The sequence below is a fragment of the Photobacterium profundum genome, assembly GCF_003026285.1.
In the GTDB taxonomy this organism is placed as follows: domain Bacteria; phylum Pseudomonadota; class Gammaproteobacteria; order Enterobacterales; family Vibrionaceae; genus Photobacterium; species Photobacterium profundum.
Genome location: NZ_PYOD01000023.1, coordinates 52,612 through 77,695, shown reverse-complemented (window position 1 = coordinate 77,695; position 25,084 = coordinate 52,612). Strand labels below are relative to the sequence as shown.

Here is a 25,084-nt window from a genome sequence, read left to right as displayed (position 1 = left end):
TAAGTCTTTAAAATAACTACAGGGGTGTAGCTCCAACTGGCAGAGCAGCGGATTCCAAATCCGCGTGTTGGGAGTTCGAATCTCTCCACCCCTGCCATATTAAAGAAGGCTCATATCGAAAGATATGAGCCTTTTTGCTATCAGCAATTAGAGAAAAGATCAGCAGATTCTCCGCCATAAGAATGCACGTGTTGGGAGTTTGAGTCTCTCCACCCCAGCTATATTAAAGAAGACTCATATCGAAAGATATGGGTCTTTTTGCTATCAGCAATTAGAGAAAAAAGCAGCGGATTTCCCACCATGAGAATGTGCGTATTGGGAGTTCGAACCTCTCCACTCCAAGCCATGCAAATGAAAAAGCCTCAGCAGAAATACAGAGGCTTTTTTGTATTTGTTATGTGCATATTACTTTATTTTGTTTTATCAATATTTTAAAGATAAATGAGATTGTTGCTTGGCTGACTAAGGAGAAAAAAGACTGCGCAGTGTATTGCTTTAGTGGTATTGTGTGGGCTTTCCAAATTTCACCATTGGGAGTTTTTATGCCTCATCTCCGTTTTCGTGCTGTTGAATTTGATGTAGTAAAAGTATTATCAGCAGCTTTAGTGGATGATCTTCAACCACTAATGGCGTGTCCTTGTGAAGATTTCACTCTTGAACATATTCCAGCTTCATTTATTTTTGATGGTGAAGTATCTGATGCGTATCCGTTTGTCGAAGTATTGTGGTTTGATCGAGGACAAGTGATTCAAGATCAAGTTGCGAATATCATTACACTGGCAATCCGCTCTGCTCTGCAAGATAACGACCAAGATGTTGCCGTCATATTTTCTTCTTTAACGCCAAGTGCTTATTACGATAACGGCGAACATTACTGATCCAGTTGCCTTTTTCTTTATTCTGATTTTATAGCAGTCCCATTGCTAGGGACAATGTTGATTTTAAAAGGTCGTTATAATGGCGCGTTATGCAAAAGTTGTTGCAGGGCTTGGGGTTGTTGCTGGTGTATTAGGTTTTGGGGCATTTAATGCATCATTTGATGTTTCGACAGCACCTGAAATCAGTGCTGAAGTACTTGCTCCACAATTTTCATTCAGTTGTATTGATAGTATACAGGGGTTACCGTTAGACAACGATGGTACTTTTACTGTCTCTGTTTGGAATATTTATAAACAACAACGTGAGAATTGGCGCACTGCGTTAGAGGCATTCTCTCGTGATAGTGACTTAGTCTTGTTACAAGAAGCTAGCTTGAACTTTGATTTACAATCTTATCTTGAAGGGAGTGAGTGGAAGGTACGTATGGCAAATGCTTTTAAATTTATGGATACACCTGCTGGTGTGATGAATTTATCTAATGTCGATGCTAAACAAACGTGCGCCTACTTGGCAATGGAGCCATGGTTACGGTTACCTAAATCTGCATTATTGTCACAATTTTCCTTATCAAACGGGCAGACTTTAGCTGTGGTTAATTTACACGGTGTTAATTTTTCGATTGGTTTAGATGAATATAAAGCGCAGTTTGAAAGCTTGAACTCTGTTCTTACAAAGCATACCGGTCCGATAATTTTAGCTGGGGATTTTAATACTTGGCGTCAGGGAAGAATTGATGTATTGAAGGAATTTGCGCAGTCATTACAGTTATCGGAAGTCATGCTACAAAAAGATCAAAGAATAAAGATACTGGGTAAGCCATTGGATCATGTTTATTATCGAGGGTTACGTGTTGTTGCGGCTGAAGCACCGAAAACCGATGCTTCAGATCATAATCCGATTATTACAACATTTAGGCTACTAAAATCATAACCGGCCAGATGATTAAGGTAAGTAACCAAGGTAAAATCGCAACAATGATAGCTTTTGCACGATCAAAGTCAGTCCATGCAGCTACTGCTGTATAAGTAAGTGCAATATACCAAGGTGCAAGTAAAGGGACTGTTGTGGTAAAGGCGGTCCAAGGGTGGTTAAGCGGCAATTTTAGTAAGCCATTTAAGCTATTTAAATCTGCAGCATTAGGCATGATGTTGTTTGTATTAAAAATGATATTGGTAAGACTTGCTATATCACCAACAAAGGTGGGAAGCATGATGAAGCACGATGCTGCTAACCATTTCCCATAACTGTGTTTATAACGGTTGCCTTTGGTTGACAGATTTAGCCAGAGTGCGAGTACAAAAATACAGACAGTTCGTCCAAAAATATCACTGAATATTTCACCCGCGATTAATACATCTTTTGTTAACCAATCCTGTTCAATTAACTGACCGTTATTAGATAGCTGAGCCAGTAATGTTTGCTGCAGCCAGACCATATCGACATTATCAAAGTAGCTAAACCACATGAAAAATGGGCTTAATATTATGATTAAATACGGGATAAACGCCCACTTAGGGCGTTCATAGATGGCTGCAAAACAATCGATAGGAGACCGAAGTAAATCTAATACTGCTACGAATGGGTTTTTAGAAAGTGTCATACACTTACCTTAGTAACATCAACATACAGCTTCAATTTTTGTCCAGGTTTTAGGTACTTCTTTGAGCTGATTTGGTTCCATTTTACAACATCTGATACCTTGACGTGAAAGCGTTGTGCTATCAGGCTGAGGTTATCACCTTGACGGATCTCATAAAAGACTGTGCGAATAACACCACCTTCGTTTTGAGCTTTCCAAATATTTAGTTTCTGACCTATCTTAAGTGGACTATTTTTATTTAGATTATTCCACTTTGTAATTTGCGCAATCGAGACTTTTTGATTACGAGCGATGGTCCAGAGGCTATCACCTGATTTAACTTTATACGTTGTTCTGTAACCGCTGCCATGGCTTTGTTGGGTGCGAGTTTGTTGCATTTGACCTGTTGAGGTAAATTCAGCACCATTCTTCATTGCAACAGGGATTAGTAAATGCTTGCCAACACGAATGTTGGTAGTAGTCATTTTGTTTGCTCGCTGGATCTCTTTGACTGATGTCTTATGTTTAGCGGCTAATCCACCTAACGTATCACCAGATTTTACTTTATAGCGAACAACCTTCATCCCTTGGTTGCCACTTTGGGCTAGCTTCGTATTAAAAGTATCGACTTTTTTGAGGGGAAGAAGTAGATGAGTGTGATTATCAGGAGCTGTTGCCCACTGGTTATAGCCAGGATTTAAGTTTTGAAGATCCGTTACATTCATTGCGGCATATTGAGCTGCTAGCGCAAGATCCATCTGAATGCCTGGCTCCACAATTTTAACGACAGGTTTATTAGCTATCGCTGGAATATCGAAACCATATTTCTTACTGTTTTTGATGACGTCAGCTACAGCGTACAGTTTAGGTACATAACCGCTGGTTTCTTTCGGTAAATCTAGTGACCAGAAATCTGTTGGTTTACCTGCTGCTTTATTTTTACGAATGGCTCTGAAAACACGACCTTCACCAGTGTTATAAGCTGCTAGTGCATGCTGCCAGTTACCATCGAATTTACGATTTAGGTACTCTAATAAATCCAGAGCAGCGCGTGTAGACTCTACAACATCGCGACGGCCGTCATACCACCAATTTTGCTCAAGACCAAAGCTACGACCTGTTGGGGGCGTAATTTGCCATAGACCTGCAGCGCTGCCATGAGAATAGGCAAATTGGTCAAATGAACTTTCAACAATCGGCAATAAAGCTAGCTCAAGAGGCAGGTCGCGCTTTTCAATTTCTTCGGTAATGAAATACAGAAAAGGTTCAGCACGTTTAGCGACGGTTCTAAGGTGGGCTGGATTTTTTAAATACCAATTACGGTAATATTGTACTTGTTTATTATTTGGGATATCAGTTGTGATCTGCATGCTGATACGCTGCCACACATCACTCTGTTCCTGAGGTGTTGGTGCTTTTTCTTTAACGATCGGTTGTACCGTTATTTGTTGCTGTATTTCTAAGGCTGGTTGTTCAGAAATATGTTCAGGCTTGTCGCTTTTATTCGTTTCAGCCTGTTTTTCTGTTGTATTGGTAATTTGGCAACCAGCCAGTAATAGCGCACTCGCTAGTAAAATTCGTGACTTCATGACATCTGCTTATAGCCAAAGAGGTTGGTGATAATACTTGCCCAACCCCCAATGTTACAAGTGACCTGAATCAAAAATTGTCTTTCCATCTTCTTAGTGCGGCGAATGTTTCAAGGTCGCTGTCGTCAAATGCTTTATCTGCAACAGATTTTTTGATACTTGGCTGCTCACAGCGCAAAAATGGGTTAACTAACTTTTCTTGTCGTAATGTGGACGGGATCGTACTAATGCCTTGTGCTCTCATACGACTTACCTCTTCACGGTAACGTTGTAAGTGAGGATTGTCTTGTTCAGCGACTAGTGCAAAGGCTAAATTGCTGGATGTGTATTCATGTGCGCAGTAGATTTCAGTTTCATCAGGAAGAGCGGCAAGTTTCTTTAAAGACTGAAACATTTGTGCTGGAGTTCCTTCAAACAAACGCCCACAACCAACAGAGAACAGTGTATCGCCACAAAATAGTTTTCCGTCACCGACATAGGCTACATGCCCAAGAGTATGGCCGGGAACGCCTAGTACCATAAAACGCTCACCAAACAGTTCTACTTGATCGCCATCTTCAACTGATTGGGATATACCAGGGATGGGCTCTGAAGCGGGACCGACAACATTAAGGTTAGGGTAATGACGTTTGAGTTCACTGATCCCCCCTATATGATCATGGTGGTGGTGGGTAATAAGAATGGCATCAAGGGTGAGTGACTGTTCTTCTAATACCTTAAGCACAGGTGTGGCATCACCAGGGTCAACAACGACGCAATGATTGTGTGAGTTGTGAATAAGCCAGATGTAATTGTCATTAAATGCGGGTATGCTTTGAACAGTTAACATGAATTTCTTCTCCAGCCTTTTTAAGGTGTTGAGCAATAATTATGAAGCCAGCACGGACATTAAAACATATTGAAGCCCCTTATTCATGGTCGCAAGTCGCGAACGGTGAATGGGCGGTTGAATTGCTTCAGTCTCGACTTGATGAGTGGTCGCCGAAACTATTTGGCTATCATATGTTAAAACTTGGCGGCTTAAGCTGTGAGCTAGCAAGTCCACATTGTAACATCCAACATCAGATATGTATTGATAAGCATAATCCGCTGCATAATGTCATTGCTGATTCTTTTGACTTACCGTTTATTGAAAAGTCTTTTGATGCTTGCTTAGTTAGCCATCAACTTGACTATTGCTCTGATCCACACCGTTTACTTCGGGAAGTTGATAGAGTGACTGTTGATGATGGATATTTACTGTTAACAGGGCATAATCCTGTGAGCATTCTTGGTATTAAGGGTTTGCTGCCATGGAATCGAAAGAAATACCCATGGCTAGGTCGAATGTTTATGCCATACCGGATAAAAGATTGGTTAAGTGTGTTGAATTATGAAGTTGTCCATCATGAGAATTTTGCCGTATTACCAGCAACGAAGCATTTAGCGTGCTCTGCTTGGGCTGAAAATATGTTGTCTGACTCATGCTCAATGATTGGCAGTATGTATTTTATTGTTGCACGAAAGCGTACATTTCCTTTAAAGCCTATAAAACCGACATGGAAATTACGTCGTCAATTGTCACCATTAAGAGTTAATTGCCGTACAAAAGCCAACCAGAATATGTCTGATTAGCTTTGATTTAATACGGTTTGGCTGACGTTTTTGTTGCAGGGGATGCAGTAACCGTTGGCTATGGCTCTGGATTATAGCCAGTGTCATCTTGAGTTGGCTCTTCTGCTGCATTACGGGCTAAGACATCGCAGCGTTCATTTTCAATATGTCCTGCATGCCCTTTAACCCAGTGCCAGTTGACGACGATATGACGTTGAGTTTCTGCATCAAGACGTTGCCACAGATCCGCATTTTTGACGGGCCTTTTATCTGCCGTTTTCCATCCACGTTTTTTCCAGTTGTGAATCCATTGTGTGATACCTTGGCGTACATATTGGCTATCAGTGGTTAATTCAACATGACATGCTTCTTTTAGATTCGACAATCCAACGATTGCGGCCAATAATTCCATTCGATTGTTGGTTGTCATGAAAAAGCCTTCGCTCAGTTCTTTTTCATGCTGTTTATAACGTAAAACGGTACCATATCCACCGGGTCCCGGATTACCTAAACAAGAACCATCGGTGAAAACCTCTACCTGCTTCGTCATATTTGATAGTATTCGCTTAAGGAAAAACTTTAGTCTGACATGAACGCCACTATGAAAGCCACTAACCAAAGAATTATTGTACTCGATACCGAAACAACCGGTATGAATATGACAGGTCCTCATTATGAAGGGCATTGTATTATTGAAATTGGTGCGGTTGAGATTATCAACCGTAAACTGACCGGAAATAGTTTCCATGTTTATATCAAACCCGATCGAACCATTGAGGTGGAAGCGATAGGTGTTCACGGTATTACAGATGAATTTCTAATTGGTAAGCCTGTCTATAAAGAGGTTCATGACGAATTTTTAGAATTCATCAAAGGCGCTGAGCTTGTTGCCCATAACGCGCCCTTTGATGTCGGCTTTATGGATTATGAATTCAGAAAGCTAAACCCAAATATTGGTAAAACAGAAGACTTCTGTAAAGTGACCGATACGTTGGCAATGGCGAAGAAGATCTTCCCTGGCAAGCGTAATAATCTTGATATTCTTTGTTCTCGCTATGGTATAGATAACTCGCACCGAACGCTTCACGGCGCATTACTCGATGCCGAGATCTTGGCTGATGTATACCTGTTAATGACAGGTGGGCAAACATCTCTCGCATTAAGTGCTGAACGTGAAGATCGTGATGCTGGTACAGGAAGTGAAATTAAGCGTATCGCTCCTGGGCGTAAATTATTAAAGGTTTTACATGCCTCTGCCGATGAAATAGAAGCGCACGAATCGCGTTTGGATATTATTAGTAAAAAGGGTGACGTCATGTGGCGTCAGTAGGGGATCTATGCTGCAGCGGTTATTATTTCTAGCGATGTTATTGCCAGTACTCTCTTGGGCTAAAACCAGTACTGAAATGTCGTGGCTAGATAATCGTTTTCGAGTTGATCCAACGGTTGAACAAGTTTCTTTCATTGTACAAAGAGAGATCCCTAGTAGCTCTGTAGTACTTGTTCGCCCTGATGGCACTAAATATTATTCTTGGCGCCACCCTGAAAACCTTTCTTGGTATGAAGAGTCGGGAATGGATATTATCTCCATTGAAAATCCTATGCCCGGCCCATGGCAAGCAATAGGTAAAGTGACATCCAACAATCAAGTGAAAGTGTTATCTAATTTAAAACTTGATGTCGATAGTTTACCTTCCCGTTTGTATCAATCGGAAACCTTAAAATTTACAGCCCGCCTTACAAATAAAGGGGAGTTACTAGAGGATCGAGATTTCATCGATCGTATCAAACTAACTATCGTTTTATATGAATACGTTGAAAGCATAGAGGCGCTACCTAAAGAAGTTCAACCTCAGCCTATTGTTCTTGGTGAATTTTCTGATGATGGTACTGGGTTCGATGAGAGTCCAGGTGATGGCATATTCACTATTGCTTTGCCGATTGATGTCTTGCCGGGTAAATACCGGGTAAAGATAGCTTCTCGCAATGGAATTTTTCTACGTACGGTAGAACAAGAAGTACTGATCTATCCACCTCCTATGACTGTGAGCTTTATTCAAGGACGGGATCGTAATGAAACACATCAGCTAGCCGTTACCACAGAAAAAGGTACGCTTGTTCCTGGTTCACTCGCAGCCCATGTAGAGCAAGAGAGCCCTGATGGGAATATAACGATTAGTCAAGGGCATGCAATGCCGGATGAAGATGGATTACGCGTTACTATCCCTAATGGTCAAGAGCCTGGTGGTTATAGTTGGTCAGGTTGGTTGTATGCGACTGATAATTTAAGTGGAAGAGAGTTAATTTTCTCTTTACCCAAGAGTCACTTTGCCGTACTTGCTGAATTACAACTTGATCAGAATCTCGAACTATTTCGTTCACAGCAAGAAGCTAAAGCGTTAGCAATAGAACAAAAACGATTGGATAAAGAACGTAAGGCTGCACGTTCGAAAGCGCTTAAGATTATGATGATATCTAATACTGTTGTTATTCTTCTGGTGATTATCGGTGTGATATTGTGGCGCAAGCGGAAGTTTAAAAAAGCCTTAGAGAAAGAATCGTTGGTGCTACCGACTTAGGCAATAGCGTAAATGGTCATCCTTAGGGATAGAAAAAAGGGAAGCGAAGTACTTCCCTTTTTTAATGCTTATCGCTGTACCTCATAAACAGGAAGTACGACGCATATATTATGCTGCATTGCCTATACTTTCTTGATCATTCTCTTGATCATTCTCTTGATCGAGGAGATAAGGTTTTGCGGCTAATTCTTCTGATTCAAAATCGTCGACATTGATAGTACGTAAACGTCCTTCCTCTGCCTTACGTAACATGTTCGCTTCATCTTCGTTAATTGCATTTAGCTCTAGACCTGTCATTGCGACTTTATCTAATTGCATAAATGGCAGCTTTTTACCTGCAGCTTGGCATACTCTGTCATATAGTGGTTCTGCAGCCAGAATATCTTTAAGCGCTAATTCAATCATACCCACGGCATTGTTTTCAGTGGCTTCAAGAAATTGCCCACGACCAATTCGGCTACGAGATTCACAAGGCGTTTGAATGATACGTGCAACCTTGCTATCCAATTGATCATTAGGCTTTGAACGTCCCATACCAGTAGGGAAAAGAACGATACGTAGTGCACCAGCCACAAAGCGATTTGGAAAGTTAACTAAGAATTGATCAAGGGCCTCTTCTGTTCTATACAGCGAATCTTGCAGCCCCCAATGTACAAGAGGTAAATCTTCTTGTTTACATCCATCATCTGCAAAGCGCTTAAGGGTCGCTGATGATAAGTAAAGTTGGCTTAATACATCACCAAGGCGTGCAGATAGGCGCTCTTTACGTTTAAGTGAACCACCAAGAACTGCCATAGAAATGTCAGCCACTAAAGCAAGGTTTGAACTGTAACGGTTGAGTTGTTGGTAATAGCGCTTAGTCTGGTCTTTGCGTGGTGCAGAAGAGCCTCGTCCATCTGTCATACCGAACCAGAATGATCTTACGATATTGCTAATGACAAAACCGACGTGTCCAAACAAGGCTTTATCAAAATCGTTTAGTGCTTGTTCTTTATTTTCATTATAGGCAGCATTCATTTCATCTAAGACATATGGATGACAACGAATTGCACCTTGTCCGAAGATAATCATTGAGCGGGTTAGAATATTAGCCCCTTCAACGGTGACTGCAATAGGAGCACCTTGATAGCTACGCGCCAAGAAGTTGCTTGGTCCCATGCATATCCCTTTACCACCGGCAACATCCATCGCATCGATGATTGAGTATTGGCCTCGATGTGTACAGTGGTATTTAACGATGGCAGAGATTACAGATGGCTTCTCACCAAGATCGATACCCGAAACCGTCATGTTACTCGCGGCATCCATGACGTAAGCGTTACCCGCTATACGTGCTAGTGGCTCTTCAATACCTTCCATCTTACCTATAGGCAGTTTGAATTGACGACGTATGCGTGCATAAGCACCTGTTGCCATTGCTGCTGTTTTAAGGCCGCCTGTTGAGTTTGATGGTAATGTGATACCACGCCCTACAGAAAGACACTCAACCAGCATTCGCCAGCCTTGCCCTGCCATTTCTTGACCACCAATGATGAAATCAATAGGGACAAAGAGTTTTTCTGCCTGTGTTGGGCCATTCTGAAATGGAACATTTAATGGAAAGTGGCGACGGCCAATTTTAACACCATCAAGATCGGTTGGGATCAACGCACAAGTAATCCCCAGTGCTTCTTCATCACTAAGTAGATGGTCAGGGTCAAATAATTTAAATGCTAAGCCGAGAACGGTAGCAACAGGAGCAAGGGTGATATAGCGCTTGTTCCAGGTTAATTCCATCCCCAGTACTTCTTCACCTTGCCACATTCCCTTTTTTACAATACCAAAATCAGGAATTGAACCAGCATCAGAACCTGCTTCTGGACTTGTTAAAGCGAAACATGGAATTTCTTTACCTTCAGCAAGTCTTGGAAGGTAATGATCTTTTTGTTCTTGTGTACCATAGTGTTGCAGTAATTCGCCGGGGCCTAATGAATTAGGTACGCCAACAGTTGAAGATAATACGCCTGAAACCCCCGTTAATTTCTGTAGTACTAATGACTGCGCATAAGCAGAATACTCGAGACCGCCATATTGTTTTTTAATGATCATAGCGAAGAATTTATGATCTTTTAAGTACTGCCAAACTTCAGGTGGAAGATCGGCAATTTCATGAGTGACATGGTAATCATTCACCATGCGGCACACTTCATTTACAGGCCCTTCTAAAAAGGCTTTTTCTTCAGCGCTTAATCGTGGGGCTGGAATATCATGCATTTTGTTCCAATCAGGATTCCCTTTAAACAGGTCGGCTTCCCACCACACGGTACCTGCATCAATGGCTTCTTTTTCAGTGCGCGACATCTCTGGCATTACACCTTTGAAAGCTTTTAATGCTGTTTTACTAAGGAGGCTTTTTCGTAATGAAAAAATATTAAGAGGGATGGCAACAGCTAAGAATATCAACCAACTATATTGACCAACTACATTGATAGCTGACCCTATAGCGAGTGCTATCGCTAAAGTGAAGGTAAATGTTTTAAGGCTTGTTCTGTGGTAGGCAAGTATGCCTGAAATTCCAATAAACCCTAGTAGATACACGAGCGTGACCATGTTGATTCTCCTTATCGGGGGTAACACTCCACTCTGAGCTTTGTAGGTTAGCAGTGAAGTAAAGTGTTACTGCAATATCTTATTTTAATTATGGGTACAGGTACTCAAGGTAAGAGGTCTTACCACTTATTAGAAGTGTAACGGGTTTTTTAACAAAATGTAAAATACTTTTCCGTTCTGAAAGCGACGGGTTACATAACTAGATCGTTTCGGGCGTTGCTATATCTAGGTTTGATCAAGATCAGTGAGATGAATTTTTGTGGTTGATAAATAAACTGATCCGATTAACATATAGGCCTAATGTGATGTCGTTCACGTTTATACTCGTTACTTTCAACGTAATGAAAGATGCTGAATGACACACTACCTTCTGTTGCCTTTCCTGAACGCCGACTGACAAGTGCCCGCCGGATCCTTCTTTCGGATTGCAGCTATTACTATTTTTTCTTGTGTACGTAAGTGCAGGGGTTTGTTGTGTTCTTATTTCATGCTTTATCACAAGCGTGGAAGGATGGTTATTCCTTCTCTAAATTTCGTTCTGATGTTGTAGCGGGTATTACTGTGGGCATTGTTGCTATTCCATTAGGTATGGCATTAGCAATTGCGGTCGGTGTTCCTCCTCAACATGGTTTATATACGGTTATTGTCGCAGGCTTATTAGCTGCGTTATTTGGTGGGTCGCGCTTTAATATAACAGGGCCGACGGCAGCATTTGTTGTGATATTACTGCCCATTACTCAGCAGTATGGGTTAACGGGTTTAATGCTGGCTACTTTTATGTCTGGCATTATCTTAGTCTTAATGGGGCTCTTACGTCTTGGGCAGCTGGTGGCTTATGTACCGTATCCAGTTACTACCGGATTTACCGCTGGTATTGGGTTGGTTATCGCATTCTTACAACTTAAAGATTTATTAGGGTTAGAGGTTGCGGGTAATCCTATTCATTTTCCTGAAAAAGTAATGGCTTATGCGAGTGCTTTACCGAGCATTCATTTTGCTGATGCTTTTATTGGTGTGGTTACCATTGTTGTTTTTATTGCTTGGGCTAAGTTAAAAACACGCATTCCACCACACGTTGTTGCTTTGGTTATCGGCACCGTATTAGCACTCGTGATGAATCAATCAGGGGGAGTCCACGTAGGGCTATTGGGTGAAAAATTCCAGTATCAAATTGGTGACCTGATCGGGCAGGGTATTCCTCAAGTTATGCCGCAATTTAATGTTATTTGGCAAAATGATGGGGTGACTTGGTCTCTTGTTATTGAGCTATTACCTGCGGCATTTACCATTGCGATGTTAGGTTGTATTGAATCGTTATTATGTGCCGTTGTCGCTGATGGAATGACGGGTACAAAGCACGATTCCAATAGTGAATTAGTTGGGCAAGGTTTAGCTAACATGGTCGTGCCATTTTTTGGTGGTATTCCAGCAACAGCGGCAATAGCTCGAACGGCAACGAATATTCGTGCTGGTGCATTTTCGCCTGTATCAGCAATTGTTCATGCTGTATTTGTGCTTGCAGCAATGGTTGCTTTAGCCCCTGCATTGTCCTATGTACCTATGAGTGCACTGGCAGGATTGTTGATTATGGTTGCATGGAATATGTCTGAAGCGCCGCACTTTGTTCATACATTGAAGGTGGCTCCACGCCGTGATATTGCTGTTTTGCTCACGTGCTTTTCATTAACCGTGGTCTTTGACATGGTCGTTGCTGTTGTTATTGGCTTATTATTAGCTGGCATATTATTTATTCAACGCATAGCAACATTAACGACGGTTACTGTCGTCGATAAAGGTCATGAGCATCTTGATTTCGGATCTGATGTGCTGGTTTATGATATCAATGGCCCATTGTTCTTTGCGGCCAGTGAGAAAGCATTTTCAGTTATTGAACGCTCATCTATTGATACCAAGGTCGTGGTATTAGATTTTACCGATGTAACTACAATTGATATTACCGCTATTCATGCTTTTGAAAATGCCCTTGAGCGAATCAGCCATTATCCCGTTTACCTATTAGGTGTTGCGCCGCATGTTGCAACTAAATTGGTCAATTCTGGTATTTTGAGTGCGGGTAATATTACACTTTTCCCTAGTGTATCGTCGTTACGCGAGCATTTAGCGATAAACAATCACAATCTGGCCTCTCAAGAGTCGACACCCTCGACTGTTTCTTTGTACACTGCAGATACAAGCGTATAGAAAGTTAGGTGAATTGATAAGTTCATCTAGTCTTTTCCTATTAAACGAATAACAGAGATAGCTTATGTACCAAGATTTGATTCGCGCAGAGCTTAATGAAGCGGCTGAAGTATTAACATGCTTTTTAAGCGATGATAAGAATATGGCTGACATTGAAGCGGCGGCTAGGTTATTGGCTGAATCTTTTAAGCAAGGCGGTAAGGTATTGTCTTGTGGTAATGGTGGCTCTCATTGTGATGCGATGCATTTTGCCGAAGAGCTAACGGGTCGTTATCGAGAAAATCGTCCGGGTTATCCTGGTATTGCGATTTCTGATCCAAGCCACTTATCGTGTGTTAGTAATGACTTTGGCTATGACCATGTATTTTCTCGTTACCTTGAAGCTGTAGGTTCAGCTGGCGACGTTTTGTTTGGTTTATCAACATCAGGTAATTCAGGCAATATCCTTAAAGCGATAGAAGCTGCACATGCCAAGGGTATGAAAGTGATTGCATTAACGGGTAAAGATGGCGGTAAAATGGCCGGTCTGGCTGATGTCGAAATACGCGTGCCACATTTTGGCTATGCTGATCGTATTCAAGAGATACATATTAAAATCATCCATATTTTGATTATGTTAGTTGAAAAAGAAATGGCTGAGTAAACGCCTTTTTTTAAGATATGATTACAATTCGATTAGAAAAATTGATAAGGGCATAAGGAATATGTGTGAATTGCTTGGCATGAGCGCAAATGTGCCGACAGATATCTGTTTTAGCTTTACAGGCTTAATGCAACGAGGTGGTAACACTGGTCCCCATCGTGATGGCTGGGGAATAGTGTTTTACGAAGGGAAAGGGTATCGCACGTTTAAAGATCCGAACCCAAGTTGCCAGTCTCGTATTGCAGAGCTTGTTCAAGAATATCCTATTAAAAGTAAAGCGGTAGTCAGTCATATTAGGCAAGCTAATCGAGGTGGCGTGAGCTTAGAAAATACTCACCCATTTACCCGTGAACTTTGGGGGCAGTATTGGACATTCGCGCATAACGGGCAGCTAACGGGGTATGAAGCCCTTGAAACTGGTCGTTTTAAACCTGTGGGTGATACAGATAGTGAAATTGCATTTTGTTGGCTTCTGAGCCAATTAGATGCCAAATTCTCTGAGTTACCTGAAGAATTAGCGCCCGTTTATGACTACATAGCACAATGCTGCGACCGATTACGTCAATTAGGGGTATATAACATGCTCTTGAGTAACGGTAGTTGTGTGGTGACATATTGCACCAATAACCTTCACTGGATAACACGTCGAGCACCGTTTGGACAAGCATCGTTAATTGATGAAGATGTCACGATTGATTTCCATAAGGAAACAACACCAAACGATGTAGTAACAGTTGTTGCCACTCAGCCTCTAACTAATGATGAGAGCTGGCATAAAATGCAAGAAGGGGAGTTCTGTGTCTTCCACTACGGTGAGTTGATCCATAATAGAACGTTGTAATACTGTCTTGTAAGCATAAAAAACGCGACCAATTGGTCGCGTTTTTTATTAGAAAGTCAGATTATTCATCTGCAGCATAACCATGAGAAGGTAAAGGATGCCCATCTAAGATAGCCCTGTCATTTTCCATGCTTAAGCGTTGTTGTAAGAACCAATTTGTAACTAATGGATAGATACGATGCTCTTGCAATTGAACGCGTGCTGTAATGTCTTCAATGGTATCTTCGGCAAAAATAGGTACTTTTGCTTGTAAGATCACCGGGCCACCATCGAGCTCTTCTGTTACAAAGTGCACACTAGTTCCATGTTCTTCATCGCCAGCATCGAGTGCGCGCTGGTGGGTGTGAAGCCCAGGGTATTTCGGCAGTAAAGACGGATGAACATTTAACAATTTGCCCTGAAAGTGACGAACAAATTCGCCACTTAGAATACGCATATATCCAGCAAGAATAACCAAATCAGGTTTGAACAGATCGATCTGCTCTATCATTGCTTTATCGTAAGCATCGCGATTTTCGTAATCAGCAACCGTAAGGTTAATTGTTTGAATACCAGCGCTTTTAGCACGTTCAAGACCATAAGCATTCGCTTTGTTTGAAAGTACCGCTACAACATTTGCGTTTTTGATAGTGTTATCTTGGCAAGCATCAATGATGGCTTGCAAATTTGAACCACTACCTGAAATCAGGACAACAATGTTTTTCATCGACTTACTTAATCTCCACTTGCTCTTCGCCAGCTTCTGCATTAGCGATTGAACCTAATAACCAAGCGTTTTCGCCTTCAGCTTTTAGGATTTCAATAGCTTGCTCTGCTTGTGCTTGTGGTAGTGCGATAACTAGACCCACGCCACAGTTGAACGTACGGTACATTTCGTAAGTTTCAACGTTACCTGCTGTTTGTAGCCAGTTAAAGATTGCTGGCCACTGCCAGCTATTACCATCAACAACAGCTTTCGCACCTTCAGGTAACACACGTGGAATGTTTTCCCAGAAACCACCGCCAGTAATATGAGAGATTGCGTGAACGTCGCACGATTCCATCATTTTAAGCGTTGATTTAACATATATTTTTGTTGGTGTTAGTAGGTGGTCAGCCAGTGACTTACCTTCTAATTCTTCATTAAGATCTGCGTTTGATACTTCGATGATTTTACGTACTAACGAGTAACCGTTTGAGTGTGGACCACTCGAGCCTACAGCGATTAATGCATCGCCAGCTTGTACTTTAGAACCATCAATAATGTCAGCTTTTTCTACTACGCCAACACAGAAGCCTGCAACATCGTAATCTTCGCCGTGGTACATACCTGGCATTTCAGCTGTTTCACCGCCGATCAAAGCACATCCAGCTTGAATACAACCTTCACCGATACCAGCAACAACACTTGCTGCCGTATCTACTTCTAGTTTGCCTGTCGCATAATAATCAAGGAAGAATAGAGGTTCTCCACCTTGAACAATGAGGTCATTCACACACATTGCCACTAAATCGATACCGATCGTGTCATGCTTGTTTAAGTCCATCGCTAAACGAAGTTTAGTGCCCACGCCGTCGGTGCCAGATACCAATACCGGCTCTTTATACTTGGTTGGTAACGAGCAAAGCGCTCCGAAACCACCAATGCCGCCCATTACTTCTGGACGGTGGGTGCGTTTTACCACCCCTTTAATACGATCAACTAATGCATTACCTGCATCGATATCTACACCAGCATCTTTGTAACTAAGAGAAGAGTTATTGCCGCTCACAGGAGTTCCCTCAACGTATTAAAGTAAAAAAGCATGGGTATGATAACAGCAGTCAGGGCGGAAAGGGAAACGTTTGCGTCAATAAATATTACAGTGTGATTCCTAAGCAAATAGAATCCATTCGCTACCTACTCTTAATGGTCTAGTGTATAATAGTGCGATTTTTTTAATTTTGTGTAGGAGTCTGAAATGAAGGTCGTTGAGGTTAAACACCCATTAGTAAAACATAAGATCGGCTTGATGCGTGAAGGCGATATCAGCACTAAGCGTTTCCGTGAACTAGCGACGGAAGTAGGCAGCTTGCTAACTTATGAAGCAACGGCAGACTTTGAGACTGAAAAAGTGACAATTGAAGGCTGGGACGGTCCAGTTGAAATTGATCAAATCAAAGGTAAAAAAGTAACGGTTGTGCCAATCTTACGTGCAGGTTTAGGCATGATGGACGGCGTTCTTGAGCATGTACCAAGTGCACGTATCAGTGTTGTTGGTGTTTACCGTGATGAAGAGACGTTAGAGCCAGTACCATACTTTAATAAACTAGCATCAAATATTGATGAGCGTATTGCATTGGTTGTAGATCCAATGCTAGCGACTGGCGGTTCTATGATCGCAACGCTAGATTTATTGAAAGAAAATGGTTGTAAGCAATTTAAAGTATTAGTACTTGTTGCTGCGCCAGAAGGTATTGCTGCATTAGAAAAAGCGCATCCAGATGTAGAGCTATACACTGGAGCTATCGATGAAAAGCTAAATGATAAAGGCTACATCGTGCCAGGTCTTGGTGATGCAGGTGATAAAATTTTCGGTACTAAATAATAGTTAACTATTACTCATATTGATGTGAAAAAGTTGATGTAAAAAAGCCGAACTTAGGTTCGGCTTTTTGTTATCTGTATATCGGCTGTTGTGATCTATTTACTCTGTGTATCTTCCATTTGCGCATTATCTACAACGTGCGATTCGCCTAAATCATCTGGCAAGATTAGATTCAGTGCAATTGCAACGATACCGCATAGGCTGATGCCTTGAAGGCTGAATTCGCCAATGCCAAATGCCATTCCACCGATACCAAAAACCAATGTAACAGCAACAATGACTAAGTTACGGGCTTTATGTAAATCAACTTGGTTTTTAATCAATGTATTAAGACCAACGGTTGCGATTGAACCGAATAACAAAATCATGATCCCACCCATTACAGGTACAGGGATTGTTTGCAGTACAGCCCCTAGCTTACCGACAAAAGCTAACACTAGTGCTGTTACAGCTGCCCATGTCATGATAATAGGGTTGAATGCTTTTGTGAGCATTACAGCGCCAGTCACTTCAGAGTAAGTGGTATTAGGTGGTGCGCCAAACATTGATGCCGCAATAGTCGCTATACCATCACCAGCAATCGTACGGTGAAGCCCTGGTTTTTTCAGGTAATCTTTTCCTGTTACGTTTGATATTGCTAGCATATCACCGACATGTTCGACTGCTGGTGCAATAGCAACAGGGATCATGAACAAAATAGCGTTGATATTAAATTCAGGGTAAGTGAAGTTAGGCATTGCTAGCCAGCTTGCTTGAATAACAGGCGTGAAATCAACGACACCAAATCCAAGGCTTACGCAGTACCCTGCGACAACGCCTGCCATAATCGGCATCAGCTTGAAAAAGCCTTTCGCAAAGACACTAAAAGCAATCGTTGTTATTAATGAAACGGCTGAAATCCATATTGCAGCATCACCATTAACGATCTGTATGCCACCATCGCCACTTTTACCTACTGCCATATTAACAGCAGCTGGCGCCAAACCAAGACCGATAACCATAATGACAGGACCTACAACAACAGGCGGCAGTATTTTATGGATAAATCCGACGCCACGAATTTTAATCAAAACACCCATTAATACGTAAACGACACCAGCAGTCATAAGGCCACCCATGGTGCTAGCGATGCCCCATGTTTGCACCCCATACATAATTGGAGCGATAAACGCGAAAGAAGACGCGAGAAAAATAGGAACAGAACGTTTGGTTACAACTTGAAAAAGGAGTGTTCCTATACCCGCACCAAAAAGGGCAACGTTAGGATCTAAGCCTGTTAGTAATGGAACCAGAACTAACGCACCAAATGCGACAAAAAGCATTTGGGCACCTTGCAGTACCTGCATCATTATTGTTATCACCCTATCTGAAAATAAAATCGCGCAATCCTAACATGTAAGCAATCGATTACCTACATCCATTAGTGGCGATAAGTTGCTTATAATCAATAAATCCCCAAAGTAATCGGTATGATGATTTTTGAGTGATTATCAAGATTGGGTTAGAATTTTCATTCATTCAGGTAAAATTTAGGTAGTCTGATATAGTAGAGACGTATCGCACTTTTTATGGCAACAAACGTTGCTGCATCTTAATCTGAGTAATTAATGCTCAGAGACTAACTAAGCTATGAAAGAGTTTTTTATGCTACGTTTTGCTTTTTTATTTTTGGCTTTATTAGCCTTACCGGTGAAAGCCGCGACCGTTACCAATTTGTATCAAACTCAGGTTGTATTACCTGACACCGATAAACAATCAGAGAAACAAGCACAAGCCCAAGGGTTAGAGCAGGTATTGATTAAGGTATCTGGTCAGAGTGAAATTGCTAATAACGAAGTGATTCGTAAGGCGATGGCTAATAGCCGACCATACATCAGTCAATTTGGTTATGGTAATCTTAACGGTGAGCGTACATTAGAACTGACGTTTAATGGTGCTCAAATCCGAGATCTATTAACCAAAGCTAACGCAACACTATGGAATGAGCAGCGGCCAACTATTTTGGTGTGGCTAGTTGAAGAGTCAAACCGTGAACGTGCAATTTTGTGGGATCAATCGGGTAATTCTTTGCAACCAAAGATGAACCTTGCAGCAGATACACGTGGTTTGCCGATTATTATGCCTATCGGTGATTTTGATGATGTGACCGCATTGAGCATTCCTGATTTATGGGGGGGCTTTGTTCAGCCTATTGCAGAGGCAAGTCAACGTTATAATCCTGATGCAGTACTGGTTGTGCGAGCACGTAAGCAATCGGATGATAATGTTAATTTATCTTGGCAGCTATTCCCTCAAAAGCCCGATCAGATTGTGAATTCTCAAAAAGCACCCGCAGAAGGGCGCTCATCAGGAACTGTTGCTATAGCAACAACCGACATGATGAATAAGGTTGCCGACAAACTTGCGGCGAAATATGCAGTTCAGCTCGGTGGCGCAAGTGATGGCGCGTTTGCGATTCAAGTCGCGAATGTAAAAACAACTGAAGACTTTTTTACATTGGAAAGAATGCTAACAAATTTAACTTCTGTAGCATCGGTTAATGCGAACCAGTTAAAAGGCGATTCAGTTCAATTTGATGTAAAGCTATTGAGTAGTGAAGAGACATTTCGTCGAGAACTAGGTCAAGATTCACGTATCAGTCAAAAAGCGGTTGATGCACAGGATACGGTTGAGTTTGAAGATAATACTGTAACAGATGTTATTGATCCTGTTGCCGCTGATATCGCTCAAAATAACATGTTAATAAAGCCTATTGACCCACAAGCATCTAATAATCAGCCAGCTCAGCTGCCTGTTGATCCTAATGCGCTTGATGTGAGTGCAACAATGCAGCCTCAAGTTGAAGTGTATTACTGGAAATCTTAAGCGGCTAATAGCCCATATGTAGAGTGAAAATGAAGAAAGGCGCCATAATTGGCGCCTTTTTTATTTTGGTTCTTTAGTGTCGTGAGCTTCTCTTTCTTCTTTTTCGACTTGAGATAAACGCTTTAATTTAATGCCAAGCTCTTTTGCTCTAACACGGGCAAATAAAATATTGGCAATAAAAGCACTAGAGGTAATAACGAGCTCGGTTAAGGCTAACCAACGCTCACCTTCATCAACCCACAAAATCGTTAATGCATGCAGAAAGTAGAACATTAAAATAAAGTTCGCCCATGCATGCGTATACGGTTTACCTTCTAAAATACCTTTCAAGGGCAATAGCATTGGTATTATCCACATCACTGCAATGACGTAATTATTCAAGTGGGGATGGGGAGAAATCGTACTTTGCCATAGCCCAACCCATAGGATCAGGGAAAGGTTCGCAATGAGTGCGAAATAGCGTAAGTTTTTTGTGTTTGAGCTCATAGGCGTCATGGTGTTATCCCTTACAGAGGCTCAAGCGAGCACTATGAAAATAGTTATCCGTTCAGTTTTAATGCAATAGTTGAGAGCCGTTTCCCCAGCGCTTGCGCTAGAGCTGCTTCATTTGAATGAATGGTTTTATTGTTCTCATTATTTAAATGGGAAGCCCCATAGGGCGTACCGCCATGCTGTGTGGTATGCAGCAACGGCTCTGAATATGGGACCCCAACCACAAGCATACCGTGATGCAGCAGAGGAAGCATCATAGATTGCAACGTCGTTTCCTGACCACCGTGCATCGAAGATGATGAGGTAAATACACTTGCAGGCTTGCCAATTAATGTTCCTGATAACCATTCTGTACTGGTGCTATCAATGAAGTGCTTAAGTGGCGCAGCCATATTACCGAAGCGAACTGGGCTACCAAGCGCAACGCCAGCACATTGTTTTAAATCTTCTAGTGTCACTATGGGATCACCAGTGAGCGGTAACTCATTAGTTTGCCCTTGTGCGTTAATCTCGGCGACAGTGCGCAGTTTGGCTTCACAGCCGTCAACTTGCTCAATACCACGAGCAATATGCCGCGCAAGCTGACGGGTATTCCCATGACGGCTGTAATACAGCACGAGCACCGTTAACATTATAAAATATCCAAAACTGACTCTGGTGGACGACCCATGGCAGCCTTTTCGCCATTTACAACAATAGGGCGCTCAATGAGTTTTGGGTTCTGGCTCATCGCCGTAAATAGTTGTTCGTCTGTTACTGTGTTTTCGCCTAAAGCCTGTGTTTTGTATACATCTTCTTTTGTGCGCATCATATCGCGTACAGATGCGTAACCCAGCTTGGCGAATAGGCCTTTTAATTCATTTTCACTTGGTGTTTCATCAAGGTACTTAACAATAGTCGGTGCAATACCTTTTTCTTCGATAAGTGCGAGTGTTTGACGGCTCTTAGAGCAACGAGGATTGTGGTAAATAGTGACTGACATGAAAGGCTTCTCCTAAAATAAGGTAATGTTAAATTAATTTATTGTTTTTAATGATGAGCTATTTGTGATGATAAATTGTTAATTATGTTGCAGTTCCATTGTAGAGGAACTGCAACATATAAAAAACGAAGACCGTTGAATAATTTAGTGGTTATTGCAGATTTGCAAAGCGTTCACGGGATAGTCGTAGCTGATCGATACGGGCATCATAGCGCGCTTGGTCTAGTGAATTAATATCAGCGATTTGGCTCGCCTGAATATAATTATTAATCGCTTTGTCCCATTGACCCCGTAGTGCCATTAGCTCTGCGCGAGAGGCTAATTCTCCATCTCGTCTACCTGTTGTAGCGTAGGCTTGAGCCAGTAGGCTCCAACCATTGCTATCATTAGGATTGTCATAGGTGTAGCGGGTAAGAATTGAAATGCTACCTGCATTTAATCCTGATTCTTGCAAAGCATGCGCTAAGTTCAAGCGTAACACGCTGTTGTTTGGGTTTTGTCGAAGCGCTTTTTCCAAGCGATTGACTGCTGAGTCATAGCGTTTTTGGAATAAATCGAGATCGGTTGCTGAATCGATGTAAAAACGATTGTTAGGCTCTGCCGCAATAAGAGGGTCTAATAGTGCGTGTGCTTGTTGGTATTTTCCTGAATCCATGTAGACCAACGCTTTACCATAATTAAGCGCTTGCTTCATTTGAGGAGACGCCTTTTTCATTTTACGGTTAAACCAATCAAGTGCGGCTTCACTCTCAATGCCAGCATAACGTGCCACAATACGAGTACGAGTCAATTGGTAAGGTTCAGATAAAGGTAACCTTACATTCGGGTATTGGTTTGCACGATTACGTGTATCTGAAACTCGGGCTTCTGGTAATGGGTGAGTCAGTAACATCGCTGGTGGTTTACTGGCATAGCGGTATTGATCGGCTAAGCGTCCGAAGAATCGCGGCATGGCTTTTACTTCAAAGCCCGCTTTGGCCAACGTCGCAATACCGATACGGTCAGCTTCTTTTTCATTACTGCGGGTATAGTTTATTTGCCCTTGCATCGATGCTGCCGTTGTCGCGTGAATAGCGGCGATCCCGGCTTCTGGTGCCGCAATCGCAAGCATTAAAGAACCGACTAGGGCTGCCATTGTCATGGGGGACTTTTTGGCTTGATCTTCCATGCTTCTGGCGAGGTGGCGTTGAGTTACGTGTGCTATTTCGTGAGCAACAACTGAAGCCAGTTCGCTTTCTGATTGAGCGTATAAAAACAACCCACTATGAATAGCTACGTAGCCGCCAAAAAACGCGAACGCATTAATTTCACGATTTTGGATCATGAAAAAATTAAATGGTGTTCGTACACTGTCGGCATTAGCAACAAGACGATTACCTAAATCTTGTATATATTCAGATAATAAAGGGTCACTAATAACAGGTTGGCTAGCACGTAACATACGCATGTATGCATCACCGTACTCTTGTCCTTTTTCTATTGTTAATGTTGCAGCAGCTGTTGTCCCAATTTCTGGTAGACTATTGCTGTTGTTAGCACTTACAGTGAAACTAGAGCTTAATAAAGCACTGATTAATAGATAGGTTGGCACTTTAGCAAAACGAAACATGTTTATAATACTGCCGCCTTTGTGGAAGTTATCGACGTTAATTGGTGATATGCAATCATTGACTATATAACCAATTATTAGAGATTTATGCTAATAAGACAACGAAACTTATGACGGGTTTCTTTTTTGTCGAACCGATGTCCTTTACAATACCCTGATGGATAATAATTGTCAGCATACCTGAATGGATATTCAAACGCTTAATTTAGCTTCAGAACGTTGTCCTTTGGCGCTTTTATTAGCAAAAAGAGCAAGTAAAAGTCTTCGTTCAAATCAGAGTATCGAAATTATTATCTCTGATGCTGGTGCGAGACAAGATATTTCCCGTTACCTTCTTAATAATGGGTTTAATGTAAAGGTACAAGCCGACTCTCCACAAGAGCTTGTCATTATTGCAACTAAAAGGCTGTGAAAAATATTTATGCTGGATATGCTAAATCGCTGGTACACGCGAAGATTCTCAGATCCTCATGCCGTGAGTTTGATCGCTATTTTATTAGGTGGTTTTTTTACGATTTACTTTTTCGGTAATCTTATTGCACCACTATTAGTCGCAATTGTACTGGCGTATTTATTGGAATGGCCGGTCATGCGCCTAGAGCGCTTAGGTTTGCCCCGCACTGTTGCGGTATTAGTGGTATTACTCATTTTTGCTAGTTTAATGGTTATGGCTTTTTTTGGGTTAGTACCTACCATCTGGCATCAAGTGGGCAATTTTGCTGCTGATGTCCCAACAATGTTCAATGATTTGCAACACTACGTTTCTAGCTTACCTGAACGTTATCCCGACTTTGTTCAACCTCATCAAGCGATTACGTTTATGACAACGTTACGTGAGAAAGTGATGGGATTAGGCGAAAGTGTCGTTAAAGGGTCATTAGCCTCTTTAGTGAGTTTAGCAACGATAGCGGTCTATTTGATATTAGTGCCGCTATTAGTCTTTTTCTTATTAAAAGATAAAGATGAAATGCTGGCGACAATGAGCGGTATCCTGCCTAAAAACCGTCGTCTAACAAGCAAAGTCGGCGCTGAGATGAATGAACAAATCTCGAACTATATTCGAGGTAAGGTCACTGAAATCTTTATCATTGGTATTGCTAGTTATATTACGTTTGCAGTAATGGATTTGCGTTACGCTGTTTTATTGGGTGTGCTGGTTGGGCTTTCTGTACTTATTCCATACATTGGTGCGGCAGCGGTTACTGTTCCCGTTGCTATGGTCGGTCTGTTCCAGTGGGGATTGACGCCTGACTTTTGGTGGCTGCTTGCAGCTTATGGTGTTATTCAAGCGCTTGATGGTAACGTGTTAGTCCCAGTATTATTTTCTGAAGCGGTTAACTTACACCCCGTTGCCATTATTGTTGCAGTCTTAGTATTTGGTGGGTTATGGGGCTTCTGGGGCGTTTTCTTCGCAATACCGTTGGCCACATTAGTGAAAGCGGTATGGGGAGCGTTACCTTCCTCTGAACCAGATGAGACAGTTAGTGAGTAAGTAAGAGTATTAGTATGTATTGAGCATGTTAAATCTTACACTGAAAAAAAGGTCGCAGCTGCGACCTTTTTTTGTTTTTTTATCTAAAGCTGATTACTCAGCATTGTTGAAATAATCTAATACCACTTCATGGTGAGTTTTTGTTTTAAACTTGTTGAAAACATGTTCAATGATGCCATTTTCATCGATTAAAAAGCTGATGCGATGAAGGCCATCATATACTTTACCCATGAACTTTTTCTCACCCCAGACGCCAAACTGTTCAGCTACCGCATGATCTTCATCTGAAAGTAATGTGAAATTGAGGTTGTCGCGTTCAATGAATCTAGGCAGGCGTTTAACAGCATCTATGCTAATACCCAGTACAACTACATTTAATGCATCTAATTCAGTTTTACTGTCACGTAAACCGCAGGCTTGTACCGTGCATCCAGGCGTCATTGCTTTAGGATAGAAGTACGCCAATACTTTTTTACCTTTAAAATCAGCAAGGTTTGTGAGTTTATTGTCTTGGTTAAGCAAAGAGAAGGCCGGCGCTGGTGTGCCAGCAGTCAAAGTCTTCATAGTTTATTTCCTTCTGAGC

Annotated in this window: 25 protein-coding genes and 1 tRNA gene; 13 read left to right on the top strand and 13 right to left on the bottom strand. The window is 41.8% G+C overall.

Annotated features, from left to right (window positions below; translation table 11 throughout):
- The first annotated feature begins 20 nt into the window (after positions 1-20).
- From C9J48_RS25975 to C9J48_RS25965, 3 genes are all read left to right on the top strand, one after another.
- A tRNA-Trp gene (locus C9J48_RS25975) sits at positions 21-97 on the top strand.
- A 445-nt stretch (positions 98-542) separates the two neighbouring features.
- Positions 543-878: a DUF1904 domain-containing protein gene (locus C9J48_RS25970; protein WP_006232701.1), complete on the top strand. Its 336-nt coding sequence runs from the start codon at positions 543-545 to the stop codon at positions 876-878.
- A gap of 79 nt (positions 879-957) precedes the next feature.
- Positions 958-1,809 (top strand): endonuclease/exonuclease/phosphatase family protein, encoded by an 852-nt coding sequence (locus tag C9J48_RS25965; protein WP_006232702.1) that lies wholly within the window; start codon positions 958-960, stop codon positions 1,807-1,809.
- Here the strand turns inward: C9J48_RS25965 and C9J48_RS25960 are convergent.
- The 3 genes from C9J48_RS25960 to gloB form a co-directional block, all read right to left on the bottom strand.
- Positions 1,790-2,479 (bottom strand): Yip1 family protein, encoded by a 690-nt coding sequence (locus C9J48_RS25960; RefSeq protein ID WP_006232703.1) that lies wholly within the window; start codon positions 2,477-2,479, stop codon positions 1,790-1,792. The two genes, C9J48_RS25965 and C9J48_RS25960, sit on opposite strands and share 20 nt — an antisense overlap.
- Complete coding sequence (locus C9J48_RS25955) at positions 2,476-4,047, bottom strand: lytic transglycosylase (RefSeq protein ID WP_006232704.1); 1,572 nt, start codon at positions 4,045-4,047, stop codon at positions 2,476-2,478. Before C9J48_RS25955 ends, C9J48_RS25960 begins: the two co-directional genes overlap by 4 nt.
- 70 nt (positions 4,048-4,117) lie before the next feature.
- Positions 4,118-4,876, bottom strand: coding sequence for a hydroxyacylglutathione hydrolase (gloB, locus tag C9J48_RS25950; protein WP_006232705.1), 759 nt, complete (start codon positions 4,874-4,876; stop codon positions 4,118-4,120).
- A gap of 41 nt (positions 4,877-4,917) precedes the next feature.
- On the opposite strand from gloB, the gene C9J48_RS25945 reads away from it, so the two are divergent.
- Complete coding sequence (locus C9J48_RS25945) at positions 4,918-5,661, top strand: class I SAM-dependent methyltransferase (protein ID WP_006232706.1); 744 nt, start codon at positions 4,918-4,920, stop codon at positions 5,659-5,661.
- Between the two features lie 58 nt (positions 5,662-5,719).
- On the opposite strand, the gene rnhA is transcribed toward C9J48_RS25945, so the two are convergent.
- Positions 5,720-6,190 carry a ribonuclease HI gene (gene rnhA / locus C9J48_RS25940; protein ID WP_006232707.1) on the bottom strand — a complete coding sequence of 157 codons (471 nt, stop codon included), beginning with the start codon at positions 6,188-6,190 and terminating at the stop codon, positions 5,720-5,722.
- A gap of 39 nt (positions 6,191-6,229) precedes the next feature.
- Here rnhA and dnaQ point away from each other — a divergent pair, with 39 nt between their 5' ends.
- A complete protein-coding gene (dnaQ, locus tag C9J48_RS25935; RefSeq protein ID WP_006232708.1) occupies positions 6,230-6,970 on the top strand; it encodes a DNA polymerase III subunit epsilon in 741 nt (246 codons plus the stop codon).
- A 7-nt stretch (positions 6,971-6,977) separates the two neighbouring features.
- Positions 6,978-8,219: a TIGR03503 family protein gene (locus C9J48_RS25930; RefSeq protein ID WP_006232709.1), complete on the top strand. Its 1,242-nt coding sequence runs from the start codon at positions 6,978-6,980 to the stop codon at positions 8,217-8,219.
- A gap of 108 nt (positions 8,220-8,327) precedes the next feature.
- Here the strand turns inward: C9J48_RS25930 and fadE are convergent, their stop codons facing one another.
- Positions 8,328-10,808: an acyl-CoA dehydrogenase FadE gene (fadE, locus tag C9J48_RS25925; protein ID WP_006232710.1), complete on the bottom strand. Its 2,481-nt coding sequence runs from the start codon at positions 10,806-10,808 to the stop codon at positions 8,328-8,330.
- 474 nt (positions 10,809-11,282) lie between these two features.
- Here fadE and dauA point away from each other — a divergent pair, with 474 nt between their 5' ends.
- The 3 genes from dauA (at position 11,283) to C9J48_RS25910 (ending at position 14,494) form a co-directional block, all read left to right on the top strand.
- A complete protein-coding gene (gene dauA / locus C9J48_RS25920) occupies positions 11,283-13,010 on the top strand; it encodes a C4-dicarboxylic acid transporter DauA (protein WP_006232711.1) in 1,728 nt (575 codons plus the stop codon).
- A 64-nt stretch (positions 13,011-13,074) separates the two neighbouring features.
- On the top strand, positions 13,075-13,653 hold the full coding sequence (gene lpcA / locus C9J48_RS25915) for a D-sedoheptulose 7-phosphate isomerase (RefSeq protein ID WP_006232712.1): 579 nt from the start codon (positions 13,075-13,077) through the stop codon (positions 13,651-13,653).
- 61 nt (positions 13,654-13,714) lie between these two features.
- Complete coding sequence (locus C9J48_RS25910) at positions 13,715-14,494, top strand: class II glutamine amidotransferase (RefSeq protein WP_006232713.1); 780 nt, start codon at positions 13,715-13,717, stop codon at positions 14,492-14,494.
- A gap of 61 nt (positions 14,495-14,555) precedes the next feature.
- Here the strand turns inward: C9J48_RS25910 and purN are convergent, their stop codons facing one another.
- Positions 14,556-15,200, bottom strand: coding sequence for a phosphoribosylglycinamide formyltransferase (purN, locus tag C9J48_RS25905; RefSeq protein WP_006232714.1), 645 nt, complete (start codon positions 15,198-15,200; stop codon positions 14,556-14,558).
- Positions 15,201-15,204: 4 nt separating this feature from the next.
- A complete protein-coding gene (gene purM / locus C9J48_RS25900) occupies positions 15,205-16,245 on the bottom strand; it encodes a phosphoribosylformylglycinamidine cyclo-ligase (protein WP_006232715.1) in 1,041 nt (346 codons plus the stop codon).
- Positions 16,246-16,434: 189 nt separating this feature from the next.
- On the opposite strand from purM, the gene upp reads away from it, so the two are divergent.
- Positions 16,435-17,061, top strand: coding sequence for a uracil phosphoribosyltransferase (gene upp, locus C9J48_RS25895; protein WP_006232716.1), 627 nt, complete (start codon positions 16,435-16,437; stop codon positions 17,059-17,061).
- Positions 17,062-17,156: 95 nt separating this feature from the next.
- Here upp and C9J48_RS25890 read toward each other — a convergent pair whose 3' ends face one another.
- On the bottom strand, positions 17,157-18,410 hold the full coding sequence (locus C9J48_RS25890) for a uracil-xanthine permease family protein (RefSeq protein ID WP_006232717.1): 1,254 nt from the start codon (positions 18,408-18,410) through the stop codon (positions 17,157-17,159).
- A gap of 295 nt (positions 18,411-18,705) precedes the next feature.
- Here C9J48_RS25890 and C9J48_RS25885 point away from each other — a divergent pair, with 295 nt between their 5' ends.
- The gene (locus tag C9J48_RS25885; protein WP_006232718.1) at positions 18,706-19,926 is read left to right on the top strand and encodes a DUF2066 domain-containing protein; all 1,221 of its coding nucleotides are present in this window, start codon (positions 18,706-18,708) and stop codon (positions 19,924-19,926) included.
- A 60-nt stretch (positions 19,927-19,986) separates the two neighbouring features.
- Here C9J48_RS25885 and C9J48_RS25880 read toward each other — a convergent pair whose 3' ends face one another.
- The 4 genes from C9J48_RS25880 to bepA form a co-directional block, all read right to left on the bottom strand.
- Positions 19,987-20,421: a DUF2069 domain-containing protein gene (locus C9J48_RS25880; RefSeq protein ID WP_006232719.1), complete on the bottom strand. Its 435-nt coding sequence runs from the start codon at positions 20,419-20,421 to the stop codon at positions 19,987-19,989.
- Positions 20,422-20,465: 44 nt separating this feature from the next.
- Positions 20,466-21,050 carry an NAD(P)H:quinone oxidoreductase gene (gene wrbA, locus C9J48_RS25875; protein ID WP_006232720.1) on the bottom strand — a complete coding sequence of 195 codons (585 nt, stop codon included), beginning with the start codon at positions 21,048-21,050 and terminating at the stop codon, positions 20,466-20,468.
- A complete protein-coding gene (arsC, locus tag C9J48_RS25870; RefSeq protein WP_006232721.1) occupies positions 21,050-21,400 on the bottom strand; it encodes an arsenate reductase (glutaredoxin) in 351 nt (116 codons plus the stop codon). The genes wrbA and arsC overlap by 1 nt, the downstream gene beginning before the upstream one ends.
- A 151-nt stretch (positions 21,401-21,551) precedes the next feature.
- Positions 21,552-23,009, bottom strand: a complete 1,458-nt coding sequence (gene bepA, locus C9J48_RS25865) for a beta-barrel assembly-enhancing protease (protein ID WP_006232722.1) — start codon at positions 23,007-23,009, stop codon at positions 21,552-21,554.
- Between the two features lie 184 nt (positions 23,010-23,193).
- On the opposite strand from bepA, the gene C9J48_RS25860 reads away from it, so the two are divergent.
- Positions 23,194-23,421, top strand: coding sequence for a sulfurtransferase TusA family protein (locus tag C9J48_RS25860; protein WP_006232723.1), 228 nt, complete (start codon positions 23,194-23,196; stop codon positions 23,419-23,421).
- Positions 23,422-23,430: 9 nt separating this feature from the next.
- Positions 23,431-24,501 carry an AI-2E family transporter gene (locus tag C9J48_RS25855; RefSeq protein ID WP_006232724.1) on the top strand — a complete coding sequence of 357 codons (1,071 nt, stop codon included), beginning with the start codon at positions 23,431-23,433 and terminating at the stop codon, positions 24,499-24,501.
- Positions 24,502-24,594: 93 nt separating this feature from the next.
- Here C9J48_RS25855 and bcp read toward each other — a convergent pair whose 3' ends face one another.
- Positions 24,595-25,065 carry a thioredoxin-dependent thiol peroxidase gene (gene bcp, locus C9J48_RS25850; protein WP_006232725.1) on the bottom strand — a complete coding sequence of 157 codons (471 nt, stop codon included), beginning with the start codon at positions 25,063-25,065 and terminating at the stop codon, positions 24,595-24,597.
- Positions 25,066-25,084: the final 19 nt, after the last annotated feature.

Excerpts from the sequence above, each read along its gene's own strand:
- C9J48_RS25970 (WP_006232701.1), top strand. The coding sequence starts at position 543 with ATGCCTCATCTCCGTTTTCGTGCTGTTGAATTTGATGTAGTAAAAGTA.
- C9J48_RS25965 (WP_006232702.1), top strand. The coding sequence starts at position 958 with ATGGCGCGTTATGCAAAAGTTGTTGCAGGGCTTGGGGTTGTTGCTGGT.
- C9J48_RS25960 (WP_006232703.1), bottom strand. The coding sequence starts at position 2,479 with ATGACACTTTCTAAAAACCCATTCGTAGCAGTATTAGATTTACTTCGG.
- C9J48_RS25955 (WP_006232704.1), bottom strand. The coding sequence starts at position 4,047 with ATGAAGTCACGAATTTTACTAGCGAGTGCGCTATTACTGGCTGGTTGC.
- gloB (WP_006232705.1), bottom strand. The coding sequence starts at position 4,876 with ATGTTAACTGTTCAAAGCATACCCGCATTTAATGACAATTACATCTGG.
- C9J48_RS25945 (WP_006232706.1), top strand. The coding sequence starts at position 4,918 with ATGAAGCCAGCACGGACATTAAAACATATTGAAGCCCCTTATTCATGG.
- rnhA (WP_006232707.1), bottom strand. The coding sequence starts at position 6,190 with ATGACGAAGCAGGTAGAGGTTTTCACCGATGGTTCTTGTTTAGGTAAT.
- dnaQ (WP_006232708.1), top strand. The coding sequence starts at position 6,230 with ATGAACGCCACTATGAAAGCCACTAACCAAAGAATTATTGTACTCGAT.
- C9J48_RS25930 (WP_006232709.1), top strand. The coding sequence starts at position 6,978 with ATGCTGCAGCGGTTATTATTTCTAGCGATGTTATTGCCAGTACTCTCT.
- fadE (WP_006232710.1), bottom strand. The coding sequence starts at position 10,808 with ATGGTCACGCTCGTGTATCTACTAGGGTTTATTGGAATTTCAGGCATA.
- lpcA (WP_006232712.1), top strand. The coding sequence starts at position 13,075 with ATGTACCAAGATTTGATTCGCGCAGAGCTTAATGAAGCGGCTGAAGTA.
- C9J48_RS25910 (WP_006232713.1), top strand. The coding sequence starts at position 13,715 with ATGTGTGAATTGCTTGGCATGAGCGCAAATGTGCCGACAGATATCTGT.
- purN (WP_006232714.1), bottom strand. The coding sequence starts at position 15,200 with ATGAAAAACATTGTTGTCCTGATTTCAGGTAGTGGTTCAAATTTGCAA.
- upp (WP_006232716.1), top strand. The coding sequence starts at position 16,435 with ATGAAGGTCGTTGAGGTTAAACACCCATTAGTAAAACATAAGATCGGC.
- C9J48_RS25890 (WP_006232717.1), bottom strand. The coding sequence starts at position 18,410 with ATGATGCAGGTACTGCAAGGTGCCCAAATGCTTTTTGTCGCATTTGGT.
- C9J48_RS25885 (WP_006232718.1), top strand. The coding sequence starts at position 18,706 with ATGCTACGTTTTGCTTTTTTATTTTTGGCTTTATTAGCCTTACCGGTG.
- C9J48_RS25880 (WP_006232719.1), bottom strand. The coding sequence starts at position 20,421 with ATGACGCCTATGAGCTCAAACACAAAAAACTTACGCTATTTCGCACTC.
- wrbA (WP_006232720.1), bottom strand. The coding sequence starts at position 21,050 with ATGTTAACGGTGCTCGTGCTGTATTACAGCCGTCATGGGAATACCCGT.
- arsC (WP_006232721.1), bottom strand. The coding sequence starts at position 21,400 with ATGTCAGTCACTATTTACCACAATCCTCGTTGCTCTAAGAGCCGTCAA.
- bepA (WP_006232722.1), bottom strand. The coding sequence starts at position 23,009 with ATGTTTCGTTTTGCTAAAGTGCCAACCTATCTATTAATCAGTGCTTTA.
- C9J48_RS25860 (WP_006232723.1), top strand. The coding sequence starts at position 23,194 with ATGGATATTCAAACGCTTAATTTAGCTTCAGAACGTTGTCCTTTGGCG.
- C9J48_RS25855 (WP_006232724.1), top strand. The coding sequence starts at position 23,431 with ATGCTGGATATGCTAAATCGCTGGTACACGCGAAGATTCTCAGATCCT.
- bcp (WP_006232725.1), bottom strand. The coding sequence starts at position 25,065 with ATGAAGACTTTGACTGCTGGCACACCAGCGCCGGCCTTCTCTTTGCTT.